Source organism: Agromyces sp. NPDC004153, assembly GCF_053603635.1.
On the sequence record NZ_JBSGFY010000001.1, the window covers coordinates 1,282,992 to 1,303,210 of the forward strand.

Annotated in this window: 22 protein-coding genes; 6 read left to right on the forward strand and 16 right to left on the reverse strand. The window is 67.1% G+C overall.

Going from position 1 to position 20,219, the window contains the following annotated elements; all coding sequences use genetic code 11:
• The first annotated feature begins 74 nt into the window (after positions 1 to 74).
• Positions 75 to 563, forward strand: a complete 489-nt coding sequence (locus tag ACWEOH_RS05960; protein ID WP_452029118.1) for a YajQ family cyclic di-GMP-binding protein — start codon at positions 75 to 77, stop codon at positions 561 to 563.
• Position 564: 1 nt separating this feature from the next.
• Positions 565 to 1,362 (forward strand): NUDIX domain-containing protein, encoded by a 798-nt coding sequence (locus ACWEOH_RS05965; protein WP_452029120.1) that lies wholly within the window; start codon positions 565 to 567, stop codon positions 1,360 to 1,362.
• Between the two features lie 101 nt (positions 1,363 to 1,463).
• On the opposite strand, the gene ACWEOH_RS05970 is transcribed toward ACWEOH_RS05965, so the two are convergent.
• The 12 genes from ACWEOH_RS05970 to ACWEOH_RS06025 all read right to left on the reverse strand — a co-directional run bounded on the left by ACWEOH_RS05970 (position 1,464) and on the right by ACWEOH_RS06025 (position 11,684).
• On the reverse strand, positions 1,464 to 1,700 hold the full coding sequence (locus ACWEOH_RS05970) for a hypothetical protein (protein ID WP_452029122.1): 237 nt from the start codon (positions 1,698 to 1,700) through the stop codon (positions 1,464 to 1,466).
• A 322-nt stretch (positions 1,701 to 2,022) separates the two neighbouring features.
• Positions 2,023 to 2,487 carry a hypothetical protein gene (locus tag ACWEOH_RS05975; protein ID WP_452029123.1) on the reverse strand — a complete coding sequence of 155 codons (465 nt, stop codon included), beginning with the start codon at positions 2,485 to 2,487 and terminating at the stop codon, positions 2,023 to 2,025.
• Positions 2,484 to 3,431: an alpha/beta hydrolase gene (locus ACWEOH_RS05980; RefSeq protein ID WP_452031862.1), complete on the reverse strand. Its 948-nt coding sequence runs from the start codon at positions 3,429 to 3,431 to the stop codon at positions 2,484 to 2,486. The genes ACWEOH_RS05975 and ACWEOH_RS05980 overlap by 4 nt, the downstream gene beginning before the upstream one ends.
• Before the next feature lie 165 nt (positions 3,432 to 3,596).
• The gene (locus ACWEOH_RS05985) at positions 3,597 to 4,475 is read right to left on the reverse strand and encodes a type II secretion system F family protein (protein WP_452029125.1); all 879 of its coding nucleotides are present in this window, start codon (positions 4,473 to 4,475) and stop codon (positions 3,597 to 3,599) included.
• A gap of 2 nt (positions 4,476 to 4,477) precedes the next feature.
• Complete coding sequence (locus tag ACWEOH_RS05990) at positions 4,478 to 5,434, reverse strand: type II secretion system F family protein (protein WP_452029127.1); 957 nt, start codon at positions 5,432 to 5,434, stop codon at positions 4,478 to 4,480.
• On the reverse strand, positions 5,431 to 6,918 hold the full coding sequence (locus tag ACWEOH_RS05995) for a CpaF family protein (RefSeq protein WP_452029129.1): 1,488 nt from the start codon (positions 6,916 to 6,918) through the stop codon (positions 5,431 to 5,433). Before ACWEOH_RS05995 ends, ACWEOH_RS05990 begins: the two co-directional genes overlap by 4 nt.
• Positions 6,905 to 8,245, reverse strand: coding sequence for an AAA family ATPase (locus ACWEOH_RS06000; RefSeq protein WP_452029131.1), 1,341 nt, complete (start codon positions 8,243 to 8,245; stop codon positions 6,905 to 6,907). The genes ACWEOH_RS05995 and ACWEOH_RS06000 overlap by 14 nt, the downstream gene beginning before the upstream one ends.
• Complete coding sequence (gene cpaB, locus ACWEOH_RS06005; RefSeq protein WP_452029132.1) at positions 8,242 to 9,000, reverse strand: Flp pilus assembly protein CpaB; 759 nt, start codon at positions 8,998 to 9,000, stop codon at positions 8,242 to 8,244. Before cpaB ends, ACWEOH_RS06000 begins: the two co-directional genes overlap by 4 nt.
• Before the next feature lie 48 nt (positions 9,001 to 9,048).
• Positions 9,049 to 10,101: a pilus assembly protein TadG-related protein gene (locus ACWEOH_RS06010; protein ID WP_452029134.1), complete on the reverse strand. Its 1,053-nt coding sequence runs from the start codon at positions 10,099 to 10,101 to the stop codon at positions 9,049 to 9,051.
• Positions 10,089 to 10,496 (reverse strand): TadE family protein, encoded by a 408-nt coding sequence (locus ACWEOH_RS06015; protein WP_452029136.1) that lies wholly within the window; start codon positions 10,494 to 10,496, stop codon positions 10,089 to 10,091. Before ACWEOH_RS06015 ends, ACWEOH_RS06010 begins: the two co-directional genes overlap by 13 nt.
• A gap of 70 nt (positions 10,497 to 10,566) precedes the next feature.
• Entirely contained in the window at positions 10,567 to 10,794 is a 228-nt protein-coding gene (locus tag ACWEOH_RS06020) for a Flp family type IVb pilin (RefSeq protein WP_452029138.1), read from the reverse strand.
• Between the two features lie 239 nt (positions 10,795 to 11,033).
• Positions 11,034 to 11,684: a prepilin peptidase gene (locus tag ACWEOH_RS06025; RefSeq protein ID WP_452029140.1), complete on the reverse strand. Its 651-nt coding sequence runs from the start codon at positions 11,682 to 11,684 to the stop codon at positions 11,034 to 11,036.
• A gap of 80 nt (positions 11,685 to 11,764) precedes the next feature.
• On the opposite strand from ACWEOH_RS06025, the gene ACWEOH_RS06030 reads away from it, so the two are divergent.
• Together ACWEOH_RS06030 and ACWEOH_RS06035 are read left to right on the forward strand one after the other, a co-directional pair.
• Positions 11,765 to 12,088, forward strand: a complete 324-nt coding sequence (locus ACWEOH_RS06030) for a hypothetical protein (protein WP_148732669.1) — start codon at positions 11,765 to 11,767, stop codon at positions 12,086 to 12,088.
• Between the two features lie 127 nt (positions 12,089 to 12,215).
• Positions 12,216 to 13,958 (forward strand): DUF222 domain-containing protein, encoded by a 1,743-nt coding sequence (locus ACWEOH_RS06035; protein WP_452029143.1) that lies wholly within the window; start codon positions 12,216 to 12,218, stop codon positions 13,956 to 13,958.
• A 159-nt stretch (positions 13,959 to 14,117) separates the two neighbouring features.
• On the opposite strand, the gene ACWEOH_RS06040 is transcribed toward ACWEOH_RS06035, so the two are convergent.
• The 3 genes from ACWEOH_RS06040 to ACWEOH_RS06050 form a co-directional block, all read right to left on the reverse strand.
• Positions 14,118 to 15,500 carry an FAD-dependent oxidoreductase gene (locus ACWEOH_RS06040; protein ID WP_452029145.1) on the reverse strand — a complete coding sequence of 461 codons (1,383 nt, stop codon included), beginning with the start codon at positions 15,498 to 15,500 and terminating at the stop codon, positions 14,118 to 14,120.
• A gap of 32 nt (positions 15,501 to 15,532) precedes the next feature.
• Positions 15,533 to 16,657, reverse strand: a complete 1,125-nt coding sequence (locus tag ACWEOH_RS06045) for a polyprenyl synthetase family protein (protein WP_452029147.1) — start codon at positions 16,655 to 16,657, stop codon at positions 15,533 to 15,535.
• A gap of 165 nt (positions 16,658 to 16,822) precedes the next feature.
• Positions 16,823 to 17,533: a class I SAM-dependent methyltransferase gene (locus ACWEOH_RS06050; protein WP_452029149.1), complete on the reverse strand. Its 711-nt coding sequence runs from the start codon at positions 17,531 to 17,533 to the stop codon at positions 16,823 to 16,825.
• Between the two features lie 153 nt (positions 17,534 to 17,686).
• Here ACWEOH_RS06050 and ACWEOH_RS06055 point away from each other — a divergent pair, with 153 nt between their 5' ends.
• Positions 17,687 to 17,971, forward strand: a complete 285-nt coding sequence (locus ACWEOH_RS06055) for a DUF427 domain-containing protein (protein WP_452029150.1) — start codon at positions 17,687 to 17,689, stop codon at positions 17,969 to 17,971.
• 20 nt (positions 17,972 to 17,991) lie between these two features.
• Entirely contained in the window at positions 17,992 to 19,284 is a 1,293-nt protein-coding gene (locus ACWEOH_RS06060) for an isochorismate synthase (RefSeq protein ID WP_452029152.1), read from the forward strand.
• A gap of 22 nt (positions 19,285 to 19,306) precedes the next feature.
• On the opposite strand, the gene ACWEOH_RS06065 is transcribed toward ACWEOH_RS06060, so the two are convergent.
• Entirely contained in the window at positions 19,307 to 20,167 is an 861-nt protein-coding gene (locus ACWEOH_RS06065) for a polyphosphate kinase 2 family protein (RefSeq protein WP_452029154.1), read from the reverse strand.
• Positions 20,168 to 20,219 lie beyond the last annotated feature (52 nt).

Genomic DNA, 20,219 nt, shown 5'->3' on the forward strand with positions numbered 1-20,219 from the left:
GCTCGCGGCATCCGCGGCCCTGCGGCATCCGCCGACCCCTCGGCATCCGCCCGGCCCTCGATAGACTGGCCCGCATGGCAGATTCGACGTTCGACATCGTGAGCAAGGTCGACAAGATGGAGGCCGACAACGCGGTCAACCAGGCCCGCAAGGAGATCGACCAGCGCTACGACTTCAAGGGCGTGGGCGCGTCGGTCGAATGGTCTGGCGAGAAGATCCTGCTGAAGGCCTCGTCGGAGGAGCGCGTGAAGGCGGTGCTCGACGTCGTGCAGTCGAAGTTCATCAAGCGCGGCATCACCCTGAAGAGCCTCGACGCCGGCGAGCCGTACGCCTCCGGCAAGGAGTTCCGCATCGAGATCGCGCTGAAGCAGGGCATCGACCAGAAGGCGGCGAAGGAGATCGGCAAGATCATCCGCGAGGAAGGCCCGAAGTCGGTGAAGTCGCAGATCCAGGGCGACGAGCTGCGCGTCTCCTCGAAGAGTCGCGACGACCTCCAGGAGGTCATCCGCCTGCTGAAGGCCGCCGACCTCGAGGTCGACCTCCAGTTCGTCAACTTCCGCTGACGTGCCGGCGGTGGGCGACGGCGAGCGGATGCCGCAGGGCGACGCCGCGCGCACGGTCGACGCCGCGCGCACGGTCGACGCCGAGCTCGCGGTCGATGCCGCGCGCACGGGCGACGGCGAGCGGATCCCGCAGCCGGGCGTCGACGTCCCCGACCGGCGAGGGCGCACGGGCCTCGACCGCACGGGTCGCGACCTCGATCGCAACCCGCGCGTGCGCGTGCGCGACGTGCGCGTGCTCGCGTCGAACTGGTACGTGACCCGCACGACGGCGTTCGACTTCCAGCACGCCGACGGCACGTGGACTGTCGAGGAGCGCGAGACCTACGACCGTGGCGACGGCGCGACCATCCTGCTCTACGAGCCTGAGGCACGCACGGTGCTGCTCACCCGGCAGTTCCGCTTCCCCGTGTACGTGAACGGGCATCCCGACGGCATGCTCGTCGAGACCGCGGCGGGCCTGCTCGACGAGGACGATCCCGAGACGGCCATCCGCCGCGAGGCCGAGGAGGAGACCGGCCACATGGTCGGCGACGTCGAGCACGTGTTCGACGTCTACATGAGTCCCGGCTCGGTGACCGAGCGGCTGCACTTCTTCGCCGCGCCCTACCGCCGCGGCGACGTGCTTCCCGGCACCCGCACGGGCCTCGCCGACGAGGGCGAGGACATCGAGGTGCTCGAGGTCGGGTTCGATGACGCGCTCGACCGCATCGGCCGCGACATCGTGGATGCGAAGACGATCATGCTGTTGCAGTGGGCGGCGCTTCGGGGGCCGTTCTCCGCTGGTCGCGCCGCCGGCTGAGGGCCCGATCGGCGGAGCCTGCCACGCGGCATCCGCACTGCGTCGTCGTATTCGGCTGCACCGCCGTCGTCGAGCGTCCCGCCCGCCGACACCGCGGGCGATCACGTCGAGGGGGTCGCGACGTGGCCGGCGGCATCGACGAGCGGGCCCATCGCCCCGCGGAGGTCGAGCGGAACGGTATCGTCCGACTCGGCTTCCTGGACCGGTGCCGGCGGCGCCTCCGCGATGACGTCGTCGATCGTGGTGTCGTCAGGCGCGCGTACGGCGGTCGTGCGGGGCGGCTCGGTCGCGGGCGGAACGAACGGCGAACCCGACGCCGTCCATCGTGCGAGCGGCACGACGCGGAGGGAGGAGGACGCCGCCGCAGTGATCGCCACGCTCAGCGACGACCGCACTTCGGTTGATCCGCGATGGATCGGGTTCCTCTTCACGAGTTCCTCGCGCACTGCTCGATCGACCCGATGATCGCACTCGCGACCGCCACCGATGGCCGGACCGCCGAAGGGGCTCGACGTCGGGTCGCCCGGCCTGGATTGTGAGCGACGCTACGCCGGGGTATCCCGACCCGGTAGCCCCCAGTAGTGGTGAGCATTTCTCGGTCTTCGCCTGAACCGGTCATGGCCGTCGAGTCCGCGGCGGGCCTCGTCGACGCGAAGACGATCATGCTCCTGCAGTGGGCGGCGCTGCGGGGTCCGTTCGCTCCGGCGTCGGGTCCGGCATCTGGCGGAGCCGCCTGACTGTGGCGTGAATGACTCCCCCGATGCCGACCATCGCGATCACGACCGCCGGCAGGAAGAGCACATGTCCGTACAGGGTCATTGCGACCCCGGTGATCAGTTCGACGAAGACGACGACGATCGCAGGCGTCACGGCGAGAGTCGAGTCCCACCACCGTCCACCCACCAGACGTCCGGAGATCAGGGTGACGACCGAGAGCGCGGCTCCGAGGATCAGCCATGGCATTCCTCCTGCAACTGCGTCCGCCCTCAGCGTGTAATCCATCAGCCAGAACGATTCCCGAAGCCAGACTCCGATGCAGGCGGTTGCGAACACGGCGAGCGCCACCCACGCGAAGAGTCCCGCGGCGAGGATGCTTCGCCGGGTCCAGATCGTCGTCGTGCTCATGGTCGTGGCCCGTATCCGCGAAGCCACCGAGCGATGGCCGCGTAGGCAGCGGCCCGCGCCGGCTCGCGTGACAGGAACACGTCGTGCAGGGCGCCGTCGATGCGCGCGACGGTCACCGCGGGACCGAGCTTCAGCACCCGGTCGGCGATGTCGTCGACCACGAGCACGATGTCGGTGGCCAGCATCGCGTCATCCCACTTCGCCTGGATCGTCGACCGCGCCGACAGCAGCGTCAGCACGGGCGCGCCCACGTCGATGCCGGCTGCCACCTTCGCGTGCCCGGCGAGGATCGCGGTGAGCCAGGCCGGATGCGTCGTGAAGCCCCGTTCGGGCCGCCACGCGGGGTCGTACTCCCACTCGCCGTCGAAATCCTTCGACACCGATCGCGTGTAGAAGCCGAGGTCGACGTTCGGCATCGGGCCCATCGGGTTCACGCGCGCGCCCCACGCGACCATCGGCGTGATCGCCTCGCGCCCGACTCGGCTCAGTTGGAACTCGAGCCACGGACTGTTGAGCACGAGCGCCGCCGCCCGACCCGGATGCCGCGCCGCCCACAAGCTCAGCGTCAGCCCGCCGGTCGAGTGGCCGAGCAGTACCAGCGGCCGAGCGGATGCCGCGGCATCCGCCCCGTGCCCCATCGCCGTGAGCGCCGCCTCGATGTCGACGTCGTAGGCCGCAAGATCGGTGATGAACCCGGGCGTCTGCCCGGGCCGCAGACTCCGCCCGTACTTGCGCAGGTCGAGCGCGAAGAACCGGGCGCCGGCCGCCGACCAGAACGCGGCGAGCTCGCGATTGAAGAAGTAGTCGCTCCACCCGTGCACGTAGAGCACGTCGCAGCCGGATGCCGCACCCGGCCGCTCCCACGGCCACGCGAACCGCCGCGCCGGCCGATGCCGCACGAGCGTCGCGACGAGATCGCCCTCGTCGTCGCTGCCGATCGGCATAGTGAGCTGCTCGAACCCGTCGCCGAGCACGTCGGGGCGCCAGCGCTCGGCGTGCCCCTCGTCGGTGCGCTGCTCCGCCTGCTGCTGCTCGGCCACGGCACCTCCCCGCGGTATGTTCGCAAGCCTAGTTGCGGCACCGTGGCGTCGGTCGGATCCCGAGGCTGGTCACCCTGAGAACGTCTCGAAGATGTCCATTACCGGTGGGAGCAGAATGACGATGAACATCACGGGAAGGAGGCAGAAGATCAGCGGGAAGATGATCTTGACCGTAACCTTCTGCGCCTGCTCCTCGGCTCGTTGACGTCGCTTGGTTCGCATCTCGGCCGCCTGAACTCGCAGCACCTCTCCGATGGCCACGCCGTATGCGTCAGCCTGGATGATCGCTCGACTGAAGCGTCGAAGGTCCTCGGAGCTCGTGCGGCTTTCAAGTTCCTTGAACGACTCACGCCGTGTCCGCCCGATGCTCATGTCCTGAAGGACGCGAATAAGCTCCTCGGCGAGTGGCCCATCTCCGGCCCTCGCCGCCTTCGCCATTGCGGAATCGAACCCGAGCCCCGCCTCTACAGCGATCGTCATCTGATCCAGCGTGTCTGGAAGGGCGTAGACGATGGCCTTCTGTCGATCATGGGCACGGCTGTTGATCAACACGTCCGGCGCAAAGAACGCCAACACAACGGCGAGTATGGCCATGACGACCTTGAACGGGTGCGGACCGCCGACAACCACGAAGAGAAATCCGAGGATTCCGACGACGACCGCCAGCACGATCTTCCAGGTGATGATCCCTTGGAGCGACCAACCAATTGGCCGCCCTGCAAGAATGATCTGTTTCTCGATCCAGCCGATGTATCCGCGAGGGGCGGCGGCGACTAGTGAGGCCTGGATCGTTGACCGCGGAACATTGCTTCGCACGACCGAAGGCTCGGCTGCGGCCTCCGAGGCTTCGGGTACCTGCTTCCTGACAGGGAACAGCAAGAATGCAAACACCCCGAGCGCGATCGCGGTGGCGCCGATTGCCACGTAGGCGATGATCGTGAATGGCACCATCAGAATCTCACCCGCACTGCGAAGGCGATCCAGATCGTTCCCACAATCATGAGCAGTGCGGCGACGACGAGCGCGATAATGCCGACGATCGTCTGGAAGAAGACGGTGATGTAGTCAGGGCGGATGATGGCGAAGAAGCCGAAAAGTGCGATGGGGAGCACCACGAGGATTATGGCCGACATCCGCCCCTCCGCGCTCAGCGCCGCGACTTGGCGTCGCACCAAGTTCCGCTCCCGGATCGTTGTGCCAACCCGATCAAGTACCTCGGCCAGGTTTCCACCGGTCTCCGCATTGATCGCGACAGCCTGAGCAACCCAGTCGAAGTCCTTGCTCTCCATCCGACTTGCCGTGACGGCCAATGCGTCAGGAACAGACCTCCCGAGTCGGGACTCATTGACCGCGCGCGCGATCTCCTCACTCAGTGGCGGATCTGCATCGCTCGCGATCGAACCGAGGGCAATGGACAATCCGTGCCCTGCGCGAAGCGAGCCCGCAACGAGTTGCAGCGAATCATCAATCTGATCGGCGAACTTCGCCCTTCTTCGTGACGTTCGAAATACCAGAAAGACCTTTGCGGCGAGAGGCGTGAACAGTGCGAAAAGGATCGCCAGTACAACAGAGGTTCCGTTCGCGAAGCCGATCAATGCTCCGAGCAATGCCGCGACGCTGGCGAACGACGCAACCATGACCACAAACTGCGATCGCGTAGATTTCACCCCGGCGAGATCAAGTTCCTCGGCTGAAAAAAGGCGCCCGCGGCCACTCGACATGAGTGAGTCGACCTTGGTTGTCGTCTGAGTTGTTACCCGAGATAGGACGGACACGTGCTCAGATCCAGGCGCCTCTCGGCGGGCACGAGCGATCCTCGGGCGCGGTGGAGCGATGGTGAAGAACAGGAGGACCAGCCCGGCAAGAAGGCAAAGCGCAATGCCGAGAACGACCACGCCTGCGTTCATCGGATTTCGCCCATCATGGCGCGATACTCGGGCACAAAAAGAGACATTGGCAGAGCAACGCCATGATCGGTGATCCGCTCGGCGAAGCGGGGCCTTACCCCGGTTGGCTCGATCCGACCCAGAACTCGACCCTCGGGATCGAAACCCGCACTGTTGTCGAAGGAGAATGCATCTTGGAGGGTGATGATTTCGCCTTCCATTCCCGCCACCTCCGTGATGTGTGTGACGCGGCGCACTCCATCCTTGTGTCGTGAAATCTGGACGATGATATCGATCGCGGAGGCGATTTGTTCTCGAATCGCGCGCAGCGGGAGGTCCATTCCCGCCATGAGCACCAGCGTCTCCATACGCGAGATCGCATCGCGAGGCGAGTTGGCGTGCAAGGTGGAGATCGAACCTTCATGCCCCGTGTTCATCGCCTGAAGCATGTCGAGGCTCTCCGCGCCTCGAACCTCGCCGACGACGATCCGATCTGGCCGCATACGAAGTGAATTGCGGACGAGATCACGAATGGTGATCTCGCCACGACCCTCCGTGTTGGAGGGTCGCGCCTCGAGTCGGACGACGTGTTCCTGCTGGAGCTGCAATTCGACCGCGTCCTCGATGGTGATGATTCGCTCATCGCTAGGAATGAACGCTGACAACACGTTGAGAAGCGTGGTCTTGCCAGTGCCTGTACCTCCCGAGACAAGGATGTTCATCTTGGCTCGGACAGCTGCATCGAGCACGGTTGCGACCTCTGGAGTGAAAGTGCCGAACCTGATGAGATCCTCGCTCGTGTACGGGGTGCCAGCGAACTTTCGGATCGTAAGAGATGAACCATTCACAGCCAGGGGCGGGATGATCGCATTGACTCGTGACCCGTCGTCCAGGCGCGCATCGACCAGCGGAGACGACTCGTCGATTCGGCGACCAACACGCGAGACGATCCGCTCAATGACGCGACGGAGTTGAGGTTCGCCCGTGAACCGGTGAGGTGTCTCCATCAAACGACCGTTGCGCTCGACATACAGCTGGTCGTAGCGATTGACCATGATCTCGCTCACGCTCGGATCGTCGAGCAAGGGCTCCAGTGGACCGAAGCCAAGCACGTCGGCGCCGATGTCGTCGATGAGACGGTTTCGTTCCGCCGTCGAGAGCGCAAGCTGCTCCCCTGCGACGATCTCGGCAAGCTCGCCGCGCGCGATCTGATGCAGTTGTGCCTCGGTGAGCGACGCATCGTTGAGTCGCGACCCAATCCGCGCGAAGAGCTCTTCTGCCGCCTTCTCTTTCACGGACGCAAGGGGGTCGATTGGAGCGGGAGCGCGATCGTGGACCGCAGGCGGCTTGAACAGCGGTGGCTCAGGAGCCTCTTCCGCAACATTCGCCGACCCACGGCCCATGAGCATTTCTTCCGGGGTCGGAGGAGCCGGTGTTTCCGAAGGCTGGAGCATGTTGACCTGCTCGGAGGTTCGGATCGTGTTCAGTCGATCATTGAGTTTCATCGGATCGCCGCTTTCTCTGAATCCTTCTGCGCTTCGGGTAGGCCTCCGGCGCGATACGCAGGACCAACGAACGCACCGCCTTGGCCGCTGGATCGCGGACGTCGTCGTGTATCAATGGGACACCACGATTGCTCGCGAGGAGCACCGCCGACGAGCGCGGGACCTCAGCATCGATCGGCGCGCCGATGATTCGTTCCGCGTCCCGAACGGAGAGTCCACTCATCTTGTCGATCTGATTCAGGACGACATGACGGTTTCCGGGCATGAGGCCGATCTTGGTCAGCAGCTCAAACTCGGTTCGTAGAGCACGCAAGCTGGGAACGCCCATGTTCGACACGAACACGCCATCAGTTACGTGCTCGAGAACCGCGAGCGCGTGTTCGCCAAGCCCAGGAGTGGTGTCGACGACGACGTATCGAAAGGTCCCGCGAAGACGCTCGATTAGATGACCAAGTGCGGTCGCGGGAACCGAATCACCGAGCTCGGGCGATGGCGCACCCGCAACCACGAAGAACCCATCCTCGTGGTGCGTCAGTGAAGTCTTGAAGACAATCTCATCTGCAGCGGGACCTGAAACGGCATCGACAATCGTTCTTTCCGGCTCGAGTCCGAGCGCCGTCGCGATGTCACCGAACTGCATGTCAGCATCCACCAACACAACCGAGTTCGGCGCGACTTCGGCCAACCCGGTCGCGAGATTGACTGCCAGAGTGGTCTTCCCTTGACCGCCCTTGGGCGCCACGACAGCGATTGCCTCGCTCGGCACGCCGTCTTCTAGCGGCGGAAAGTCCCAGATCTGAACCGGCGTTGCAAGCGTCAGCGGATCGAAGCCGTCTCTGACGAGAAGATCATCGAATGGCGATTCTTCGGGCTCGGTCTCTGATACCGACCCCTGAGCCAGTTCGTCGACCTCTTGCGGGCCCACTGAGTCGAAATCACCTACCGCCGCTTTGCCGTTGTCCACAAGCCACTTGGACAATCGGTCGATGAGCTCCAGCGTGGTTTCGTCTGATGCAGCCGGGCTCAAGACGGCATGCAGCGGCAGCTCGTCGACCCAATCCTCGAGGTCAGATCGCTGCTCACGAACGACGATCAAACCGACGTTAGGATCCCTTGTCGTGAGCGCTTCGACGAGCCCGCGAGTCTCTTCATAGTTGAGGACAGGCCCCAAAAGGGCAATCCTCGGCACTTCGTCGACGCGGTTCATCACTGCATCGGTACCGAAGGTCAGGAACTCCCCGGTGACAACACCCAGCCGGCCGCCAAGCATCATTCGAAGGCGGGCTTCGTACTCGGCGGACCGGCTGATAAGGAGGTAAGGCGTCACGGCCAAGCGTTGCTTCCGGTTACCGGCGACGAACCGCCGTTGTCCGTCGCTTCGTTCTCGAGCGTTAGCCACATCTGCGCGTAGTTTGCGGCTTCTCCCTCTGCGAACCAGACCCATCGCTCGATGTCGTGGGTCGAGAGTGCAATCGTGAGCATCAGGTCCGCGTCCGCCCTTTGATCGACGGCCTCACCCGAATCAGGATCGGGCGCCGGCACCCCCTGAACGCGCGTCACGAGCACTCCGTGGAAGGCGAATTGCGTGATCGGGCTCACGACATCAGCGGAATCGCCTTCTTCATCCGGATCCACGGTACCGACCAAGCCGATGCGGTCGCCAGCTTTGACTTGACCGCCCACCACTCTGTCGGCGGGAAGCGTGAAGGACACCAGCTGCATTCCCGGAGGTACCGACACATCGCCAGTGGCGGCGAGCTCCGCTGGATCAATGAAACGATCCTCCAGGAGTTGCTCACCAACAAGTATGTCGGCGTCGGCGACGAGGCCTTCCAACTCGGAAAGGTCGCTGACGGCGCCATCAGCGATGTTTCGGATCGGTACTGTGTCCAGCCGTACGAAGTCGGCGATCACCCCACCGTCCGTTCCCTCGGGAATCTCTTCCCGGACGATGTACACCTCGGCGAGCTCGGTGCCGGCTGCGGCACGCGCATCTGCGCCACGCACATAGGTAATGAGCAAGAATGCTCCGACGGCGGCGACAACGAGTGCCACGATGGCGCCGATGATTCGGGTCTTCATATTGGATGTCTCCTGATGGCGGAAAAGCAGTAGGGGTGCCGTGCAGGACTAGCCCGACAGTCGTACGATCATCAAGTCCGAATCGGGCGAGTCGCCCAACTCGAATCCATCGGCGAGGTCTACATACGACCGGAAATACCCCTGAATCGTCTTATTGGCGCAGCCTCCCGAGCACGCCGATCGATCGGGGTCGTTGATACCTGGCACTCGGATTCCGGTGATGTGGAAGGCGGCAAAGGCAACCAAGTGATATTCCACGTCAGAGCCGTTGCACATTGGATTTGGATCCGTCGGGCGTGATGCATCTCGGCAGTCATCGAAAAGCGGAATGAGAACGGTCTGCCCGATGTAACTGCTGAGCAGTTCGGCAGAACATCCAGAAGAGTTGCCGTTGGCGCCGGAAGTGCCTGGCACCCATGGATCGGCTAGGTCGATGTCCACCGTGCAGTTCGAAGACTCCACCCATCCAAATGCGCCCCTTGAGAACACATCAGCCACGCCATCGCCGTCTTCGTCGGGCCCGCAATGCCTGCGCTCGGTCACGTCATAGCTGATGTTGATGGTGGAGCCAGTGAAATCGTCACCGGTCGGCTCATGATCCGCGAATTCGCAACGCCCGAACGTGAGTGCAAGAGTGTTGCCCGCGACGGGAAGCCCCCAAACGGCACTTGCTTCAGCAACGACGGTCGTAGGAGCGAGTCCGAGGGCCGAGGCGAGAGGATGACTGAGTGCTGCGTCACCGTCGATGGTCTGGGTCGACGTCCTGACTGTGACCTTCCCGCTCCGACCATCCACCTCGAAGGTGCCTTCGGGAATTGATGCGGTGGCAGCTCCATCATTCGCGTTGCTATCCGAGTACGTGGATGCAACGTCGCTAGCATCCCCCTCACAGGAGTCGGGTAGCAGTGCGCACTCTTGGGCGACGGCAAGCGCTGCCGCGTCAGCACCGTTCTGGAGCTGGGCCTTCTCGTAGTACAGCAGCCCGATATCCACTACGAACGCCAGTATCGCGAGAAGCGGTACGAGGAGGAGAGCGAACGTGACCGCGGTAGCCCCGCGCTCCTCGCGATTGTGAGCACGAAGAACGTTCAACCGCCGCATCGCATGCTCCCGGTTCCCTTGAGTCTTACCTCCGGTGCGGCCACGCTCAACCACCCCGTCAAATCGGTCAATGGCGTCGTTACGACCATTGTCAACTCGTCGTCATCCACCGTGTCGCTACAAAGGAATGGGTATTCGAACTCAACCGGGCCGGCGACAAGCGCGTCAGCGCGTGCTTCTGCGGATTCCTCGACCGTTGGGCTGCCAGATGCGACCTCATCGTCGTAGTGAATCGCGTAGTAACGAGCGCCTTCGCGAGCTGCGGCCGTAACGGCGAGCTGCTGGCTCAGCACCCAGCCGAAGTCGATGATCGCAAACAGCACGAGAAGGAGCAACGGCAGGATGAGCGCGAACTCGACCGCCGCGGCCCCGCGTTCCGGCGCTTTGGATGGCATGGTGACCTTCACGACGAAGAGACCGGCCGGCCGTGTTCTATCAGGACACGGCCGGCCGGTTGAAGAGCAATCAGCCGGCGGAACCAGCGGGCGCCGGGATGGTCTCCGTGCCGTCCAGAATCGGAACGATCGTGTCGTTCACCCAGTCCACGAGCGCGGGTGCGATGAGAGTCAGGGCGCCGACAATGACGATCGAGGCTGCGCCGATGATAAGCGCGTACTCGGTCGCGGTCGCGCCCTCTTCTTCACTGCGGACGGAGTTGACGAGCGCGCGAACGCGCGAGTATGCCTTGAGCATTGCTGTGTCCTTCGGGTTCGAGGAGAGAGAATTGCCACCGGCGGGCACCAGCGGCTAAGCGAAGGTAACTGTGCGTATGCATACGTAGCTATGCCCCCGTTTGGGGGTGCGGAAGGATTTGCAGCACACGGACCTGTGGGAAAGCACGGAAAACCGCGGATTCACCGAATCGTGGTCCCCCGGTCTGGGGGTACGTCGATGTACCCCACAGGGGTTGACCCCGGAGGTTTTCGTCCGTTTCACGCTCCGACGATGAGGACGGCGAGCAGTGCGCCCACCAGCATCGAAGGTCCGAACGGGATCGATCCGCGCAGCGTCACGCGCCGGAGAAGCAGGGCCACGATCGCGACCAACCCGCCCACCACGAATGCCGCCAGCAGCCCGATGAGCCATGTGTTCAGTCCGAACCATCCGAGCAGCAGGCCGATCACGAGCGCGAGCTTCACGTCCCCCATGCCCATCGACGACGGCGAGATGAGGGCGAGCACGAAGTACACGGCGAACATCGCCGCCGACCCGATCGCCGCCCAGAGCAGCGCGATCCACTCCCCCGACACCCACGTCGGCGGCACCAGCAGCACCCCGACACCGGCGAGCGCCGGGAAGATCACGGCGTTCGGGAGGCGCTTCTCCGCAAGGTCGACGAGCGCGAGCACGGTGGATGCCGCGGCGAACACGAAGAGCGCGGGCAGGATCCACGCGAGACCGAACCGCAGGGCGAGCGCGCCGAACGTGACGGCGGTGATCACAGCGCCGGCGACGCGGACGGTGCGCAGCGGCATCCGCTCGCCCTTCGTCGAACGCTGCGTCCAGGCAGCGAGCGGCCACCACCCGAGCGCGGCCCCGACGATGGCCGCGACCACGGCGGTGGTCACGGTCTCGAGCGGCATGATGTGCAGCGTAGCGGTTCGATCCATCGACAGCGTTCGCCGTGGCTGACACAGTGGAGGGACCACACGGAGGAGACGAGATGAGCGCAGAGGTCGAACAGGCATACGACGCGGTCACGCGCGAGCTCCTGATGGACGAGGACTATGACGTCGACCTGACGCCCGACGGGCTGCTCGTGAAGGGGCGGCTGTTCGCGTTCCTCGATGGCGACGACCTGGTGGTCGAGCTGCCCGAGGCTCGGTCATCCGACCTGCGGGAGCGCGGGATCGCCGTGGCGTTCCACTCGACGAAGGGCGGCGACAGCCGCAACTGGGTGCGCGTCGCCGACCTGCAGCTCTGGTCGGAGCTGGCGCGGGAGGCGCACCAGTTCGTCGGGGAGCCGCCGGTCGGGCATCAGTCGTAGGGGCGTTTCCGGTGAGCCTGCCGCCGTCACTGCGGCCGCGCGCTATTCGCATGTACATTCGATGTTCGCGCGCCTTCTCCATCAGTACATTCGAATAAATGTCGGAGGGTCATGCGAACATCGAAGCATGACGACGCAGGGCGACCGGGTGGCCACGCAGCCGCACGCCCTGCTCTTCGCGATCAGCGGCGGCGGGGCGCTGGGGCGCGTCGGTGAGGGGTTTCGAGAGCTCGTCGCAGCCTGGTTTCCGGCGGCGGATGCCGCGGCTGAACCGGATGCCGCCGCTGAGACCGATGCCACAACCGAAGCGGATGCCGCGGCGAATCCATCCCGAGGCGCCGATGCCCTGAATGACGATCAACTCGTCGAGGCGCTCAGGGCGATCGCCCGGCTCGAGCGATCGATCGAGGCGCTGAAGCTGCAGTGCTCCTCGGCGATCGCCAGGCGTTCGGTGGGCGATTCCCGGCACGACGGGCTCGCGGGTCGACACGGCTTCGCGTCACCCGAGCGGTTCATCGCCGCCACCACCGGCGCGAGCACGTCCGAGAGCACCAAGCTCATCGCGGTCGCCGCGGCCACCTCGACCCGCGAGTCGATCGGCGCGCAGGCCGCTCGAGGGCCGCGCTATGCGCACGTCGCCGCGGCGATCTCCGCCGGAACCATCTCGGTCGAGGTCGCGCACCGCATCACCACGTTCCTCGACTCGCTGCGGCTCACGATCGACGCCGACCACCTCGAGCCCACCGAGCTGAAGCTGCTCGAACGGGCCGGGGCCGTCGGCGTCGACGGCCTCACTCGCTACTTCAAGCTCCTTCGCGCGCAGCTCGACAAGCCTGGCGTCGCAGCACGCGAAGAGGAGCTGCACGCGCGACGGTCGCTGCGCATCTGGGAGGACCAGCACGGGCTCATCCACCTGCGCGGATGCTTCGACCCCGCCACGGCCGCGCCGATCAAGCTCGCGGTCGAGACGCTCGTGTCCGCAGACCTCCACGCTGCACGCGACGCGAAGAGCCGACTCGCGGCCCGCACTGCGGCGGCCGCTTTGGAGGCGATCAGCGCATCGGATGCCCCGGCCTCGCTCGCGGCCAGTGCATCGGATGCCGCGGCCCCGCGCGCGGCCAGTGCATCAGATGCCGCCGCCTCGCACGCGGCACACGCACCGGATGCGGCCACCTTGCGCGCGGCCCATGCATCGGATGCCCCCGCCTCGCACTCGGCCCATGCATCGCACGCCACCGCGCCCGTGACGCCCGTGCCCGACGCGGCCGACCGGGCCCTCGCCGACACGCGCACCATCGAGCAGATGACCGCCGACGCCCTCGCTGACATCGCCCGACTCGCCACCACGGTCGAAGAGGCGCCGCCGGCGCTCGCGGCCGCGACGGTCGTCGTTCGCATCGACAACGACGACCTCATGAGCGGGGTCGGCTTCGCGACCATCGACGACATCGACCAGCCGATCTCCACGACCACCGCCCTCGGCATCGCCGCCGGTGCGGGGCTCGTCCCGATGGTCACCACGGGCGACGGCGAGGTGCTGCACCTCGGGCGCCGTCAGCGGCTCTTCACCAAGGCCCAACGCATCGCACTGGCCGAACGCGACGGCGGATGCGCCCATCCCGATTGCGCTCGCCCGACCGCGCACACGCAGGCGCACCACATCCGGTGGTGGCTCGCACACAGCGGCCCGACCGACCTGTCGAACGGGGTCCTGCTCTGCGCGTTCCATCATTGGATGGTCCATCACGACGGATGGCAGATCTTCATACGCGACGGCGCCGTCTGGTTCGTGCCGCCGCCGCATCTCGATCCCGAACAGCGCCCACGACCGGGTCGCCGCGCCGCACGTCTCGACCTGTTGGCCGCCTGAGGTGACGCGCGCCGGCACGCCGCTGGTGTGAACGCCGCAGGCGCGCCGCGCGTGTGAACGCCGCCGTCGCGGCCGGCACGCTGCGGCATCCGACATCGCAGGCACCAGCAGCCGCGCACGCCGCACCGATCACCAGCGCGCCGCTGCGACGCAGCGCCGCTATGCCACCTCGTCGCGCGAGATCTCGACCATCTCGTCGCGCGGCACGACCTTCACGCGCACCCGACCCTCGGCCGCGCCGAGCGCGAGCTCGTGCTCGTCGAGGCGGTGCCAGCCGTCGAGGTCGGTCCACTCGATGCCGCGCGACTCGAGCATCTCGATCACCGACTCCTCCGACGGCGACTCGGGCCGCCACCAGTTGCCGAGGTCGTTGATCAGGTGGCGGATCGTCTCCATCGCGTCCGACTTCGTGTGCCCGATGAGGCCGACCGGTCCGCGCTTGATCCAGCCGGTCGCGTAGACGCCGTACATCTGGCGCGGGTCGCCCGACTCCTTGTCGCGGATGAGCACCTGGCCCTCGTGGTTCGGGATCACGCCGAACTTCTTGTCGAATGGGATGCCCGGCAGCGGCGTCCCGAAGTAGCCGACCGCGCGGTAGACGGCCTGCACGGGCAGTTCGCGGATCTCGCCCGTGCCGCGCACGCCTCCGGCGCCATCGGGTTCGGTGCGCTCCCAGCGGATGGCGCCCACGCGACCGTTGCCGTCGGAGAGGATCTCGAGCGGCTTCGCGTAGAAGTGCAGGTGCAGGCGACGCGACGCCTGCCCGACCTCGCGCTGCCGCCACTGCTGCAGCACCTTGTCGATGACAAAGACCTGCTTGTTGCCCGAGACCGCGGCGCGCGCGGCGTCGTCGTACTCGAAGTCCTCGTCGTAGACGATCATGTCGACGTCGCGCAGCTCGCCGAGCTCGCGCAGCTCGAGCGGCGTGAACTTCACCGAGGTCGGGCCGCGACGGCCGAACACGTGCACGTCGGTCACCGGCGACTCGGCGAGGCCGGCGGCGACGTTCGCGGGGATCTCGGTCGGCATCAGGTCTTCGACGTGCTTCGCGAGGATGCGCGAGATGTCGAGGGCCACGTTGCCGTTGCCGATCACGGCCACTTCGCGCGCCTCGAGCGGCCAGGTGCGCGGGTAGTCGGGGTGCCCGTCAAACCAGCTCACGAACTCCGCGGCGCCGTAGGAGCCGTCGAGCTCGATGCCCGGGATGTTGAGCGACGCGTCGCGCACGGCACCCGTCGCGAAGATCACGGCGTTGTAGTGCTTCTTCAGGTCGTCGAGCGTGATATCGGTGCCGAAGCGCACGTTGCCGAAGATGCGGATGTCGCCGCGGTCGAGCACCTCGCGCAGGGCGGTGATGATGCCCTTGATGCGGGGATGGTCGGGCGCGACGCCGTAGCGCACGAGGCCGTAGGGCGCCGGGAGGTGGTCGAAGAGGTCGATCGAGACGTCGAAGTTCCGCTCGGCCTTCAGCAGGATGTCGGCGGCGTAGATGCCGGCGGGGCCGGCTCCGACGATCGCGAGTCGCAGCTTGTTCCTCGTCACGTGCGTGGTCTCTCCATCAGGTCTGGCTGTGATCAGCTCTGTCGCTCCACGATCGTCTCGGCGAATCGCGTGAGCGCTTTCTTCACGCTGCCCTCGGGCAGCGGCGCGAGCGCATCCACGGCCTCGCGCGCCCACCGGTGGGCCTCAGCGAGCGTAGCGCGCGTCGCCTCGTGCTCGCGCAGCTCGGCCACGATCGCGTCGACGGTGCGGCGCGACGGCACGACGCGCGCGGCCTGCGTGTTCGTGTCGTGTGGGTCGAACGCGGTGACCGGCTCGGTCTCGACCACCACGTCGCGCTTGATGCGCCGCAGCAGGTCGGCGGATGCCGCATCCGTACGTGCGAGCTCGGCGAGCCGCAGCAGCGGAAGCGTGACGACCCCGGCACGCAGGTCGGTGCCGGGCACCTTGCCGGTCTCCTCGGGCTGCGGCGAGAGGTCGATGACGTCGTCGATGAGCTGGAACGCCACGCCGATCTTCTCGCCGAACTCGACGATCGGCTTCTCGAAGGCGGGGTCGGCGCCCGAGAAGACGACGCCCGACTGCGCGGCCGCGGCGATGAGCGAGCCGGTCTTGTCGGCGAGCACCTGGATGTAGTGCGCGATCGGGTCCTCGCCGTCGGTGGGCCCGACGGTCTCGTGCAGCTGGCCGAGCACCAGCCGCTCGAACGTGTCGGCCTGCATGCGGATCGCCCGCTCGCCGAGGCTCGCCATGAGCTGGCTGGCGCGGGCGAAGAGCAGGTCGCCCGTGAGGATCGCGACCGAGTTGCCCCACACCGTCTGGGCGCTCGGCACGCCGCGGCGGCGCTCCGAGTCGTCCATGACGTCGTCGTGGTACAGCGAGCCGAGGTGGGTGATCTCGATGGCCTCGGCCGCGGTGACCACGTCGTCGGTGGTGCCGGCGCCGAGCTGCGCGGTGAGCAGCGTGAGCATCGGCCGCACGCGCTTGCCGCCCGCTTCGAGCAGGTAGCGCGTCGAGACATCCGCGATCGAGTCGGCGAAGCTCACCTCGCGCACCAGGCCGGCCTCGACGCGCTCGATGCCCGCGTCGATCGCCCTGGCCATGGCCTTGTCGGCGGAGGACGCGAAGACCCGCTCGCTCAAGCCGAGATTCGCGGCGAGCGCGGAGCCGCGTCGCGCGACCGGAGTGCTCGGTTTCACGTCTCCCAGCCTACCGGTGCGGTTCCTGTGAGCCGTGTCGATGACGGCGAGCGGATGCCTCGTCACTCGCCGTGCGGGCGAGGGGTACCGGTGGTCGAGGAGCGAGCGAAGCACGCGTATCGAGGCCGGACACGGGTCTCGATACGCGTCCGGCTGCCCCGGGCGCTACTCGACCACCGGCTTGCGCGCGCGGTGCAGCGCGACGATGCCCATCGAGAGGTTGCGCCACTCGACGTCGACCCAGCCGGCGTCGCGGATCCAGCCGGCGAGCGTGCGCTGGTTTGGCCAGGCGTTGATCGACTCGTTGAGGTACTCGTAGGCCGTGTCGTTCGAGCTCGAGAGCTTCACGAGCGGCGGCATCACGTACCGCTGGTACGCGTGGTACCCCGCCCGCACGACGCCCGTGGGTGGGTGCGAGAACTCGCAGATCACGAGGCGTCCACCGGGCTTGGCGACGCGGAAGAACTCCGCGAGCGCGAGCTTCGGCTCGTTCACGTTGCGCAGGCCGAACGAGATCGTGACGGCGTCGAACTCCTCGTCGCCGAACGGCAGCTTCGTGGCATCCGCCTCGACGAAGACGATGTTCGGCATGCCCGCCTGCCTGCGGCGCCCGACCTCGATCATGCCCGGCGAGAAGTCGGCCGCCACGACGGACGCTCCGGACTTCGCGAGGCTGGCGCTCGAGGTGCCGGTGCCCGCCGCGACGTCGAGGATTCGCTCCCCGTACTTCGGCGCGACGGCCTTCGTCGTGGCGACGCGCCACAGCGGCGCGTTGCCCACCGACAGCACGTTGTTGGTGCGGTCGTAGCGGGCAGCGACCCGGTCGAACATGGCCGAGACCTGGTCGGGATCCTTGCCGAGGTCCGCGCGTGTCATCCCTCGAGTCTACGGCGCGCATGCCCGCCGTCCCGGCGCCGTCGGCCACCCTGCGAAGGTCCTGAGCGCGCTGCATGCATCGGAATGCAATCGGATGCCGCGGCGTTCCATCACGCGGAAGCAATGCGGGTCGACGCCCGCGGGGAGGAATCCATGAAGGCCATCTGGAACGGCGCGGTGATCGCGGAGTCCGACGACACGATCGTGGTCGAGGGCAACCACTACTTCCCGCGCGAGTCGCTCGTCGACCAGCACTTCTCGTCGAGCGGCAACCGGAGCGTCTGCCACTGGAAGGGCACCGCCAGTTACTACCACGTCGAGGTCGACGGCCGGCGCAACCCGAACGCGGCCTGGTTCTACCCGACGCCCTCCGAGGCCGCTTCCGAGATCACCGGACACGTCGCCTTCTGGCACGGCGTGGAGGTCGTCGCCGCGTAGCACCGACGTAGGCTGGTGCGGTGATTCACCCGGATGGCTCGGCGTCGCACGCCGCACGGCCACGGCTCGTCGTGCGCACCGAGCCCGTCGACGAGCTCGCTCCCCTGATCCAACGCGCCGACCCGCGGCATCCGCTGCTCTGGATGCGACGCGGCGAGGGCATCGTCGGCCTCGGCGAGACGTTGCGCATCGAGACGAGCGGCCACGACCGGGTGGTCGACGCCGCCGCCGCGTGGACGTCGCTCGCCGACGACGCCGACATCGACGACCGCGTCGGCCTGCCCGGCACGGGACTCGTCGCGTTCGGCGCGTTCGCGTTCGCCGACCAGTCCGAGTCGACGAGCGTGCTCGTCGTGCCCGAGCTCGTGCTCGGCATCCGCGAGGGGCGCGCGTGGGTCACCCGCATCGCGCTCGCGACGGGCGACGACGAGGCAGCGGATGCCGCGGCATCCGAGATGCTCGAGATCCCCGAGCCGGCGCCGAGGCGTCGCGTGCCCCGGGTGACGTTCTCCCCGGGCGCGGTGCCGCCCGAGCAGTACCAGGCAGCCGTGGCCGAGGCCGTGCGCCGCATCGACGCGGGCGACCTCGAGAAGGTGGTGCTCGCCCGGCAGCTCCTCGGCGAGCTGCACGAGGAGGACGGCCTGCGCGCGACCATCCACCGCCTGGCCGAGGACTATCCCGACACGTGGGTGTACGCGGTCGACGGCCTCATCGGCGCGAGCCCCGAGACGCTCGTGCGGGTCGACCACGGCACCGTCTCGGCGCGCGTGCTGGCCGGCACGACCGCACGCGGTGCGGGCGAGGCATCCGATCGCGAACGCGCAGCGGCGCTCGCCGCGTCGCCGAAGGACCTGGCCGAGCACGCCCTCGCCGTCGCGAGCGCCGTGAAGCGGCTCGAGCCGCACACCGCCCGCCTCGACGCGAGCCCCGAGCCGTTCACGCTGCAGCTGCCGAACCTCTGGCACCTCGCGACCGACCTCAAGGGCACGCTCGGCGACGGATCGAGCTCGCTCGACCTCGTGCAGGCGGTGCACCCGACCGCCGCGGTCGCCGGCACGCCGCGACGCGTTGCGCTGAAGGTGCTCGCCGAGCTCGAGGGGTTCGACCGCGGCCGCTACGCCGGACCGGTCGGCTGGATCGACGGCGACGGCGACGGCGAGTGGGCGATCGCGCTGCGCTGCGCGCAGGTCGCGCCCGACGGCACGGTGGCCGCCTACGCCGGCTGCGGCATCGTGCACGACTCGGTGCCGGCCGACGAGCTCGCCGAGACGGTCATGAAGTTCCGCCCGATCGTGGAGGCCTTCGGCGGCTGACGGCCGTGACCGCCACCGGCGGTCACGTCGCCGCGAGCAGCCGCGCCTTCTCCGCCTCGACGTCGTACTCGACGGCCGGCCACTGCAGGTCCATGGCCTCGAGCGCGTCGATGAGCAGGTGCTGCACGGCGAGGCGCGCATACCACTTGCGGTCGGCCGGCACGACGTACCACGGCGCGATCGGCGTCGACGTGCGGTCGAACAGCACCTGGTAGGCGTCCTGGTACTTCGGCCAGAGCATGCGTTCCTCGATGTCGCCCGGGTTGAACTTCCACTGCTTCTCGGGGCGGTCGAGCCGATCGAGCAGGCGCACCTTCTGCTCGGCGGCCGAGATGTGCAGCATGACCTTGACGATCGTCGTGCCCTCGTCGACGAGCTCGGCCTCGAACTCGTTGATCGCGCCGTAGCGCCGCTCGATCTCCTCGGGCGGCGCGAGCTCGCGCACCCGGCCGATGAGCACGTCCTCGTAGTGCGAGCGGTCGAAGACGCCGATCTTGCCCGCCTGGGGCGCCTCCTTGCGGATGCGCCAGAGGAAGTCGTGCGCGAGCTCCTCCTCGGTCGGCTTCTTGAACGCCGCGAGCTGCACGCCCTGGGGGTCGACCGATCCCATCACGTGCTTGATGATCCCGCCCTTGCCGGCGGTGTCCATCGCCTGCAGTACGAGCAGCACTCGGCGCCCGTCGTCGCCGGCCTGGTGGTTCGCGTAGAGGCGCTCCTGCAGGTCGGCGAGCACGAGCGCACCCTCGGCGAGGGCGGCGACGCCGCCCGCCTTGTTGCCGTCGAACCCCGGATGCGTGTCCGTCGGGGAGGTGATCAGCTGGAACCCCGGCTCCACGCGCAGGAGCAGCTTGGGATCCTCGGTCCAGTACGACTCGCGGCTCATGTCACGCTCCCCTCGCGCGACGCGGCGACGCGCAGGTCCCATCCTGTCGATC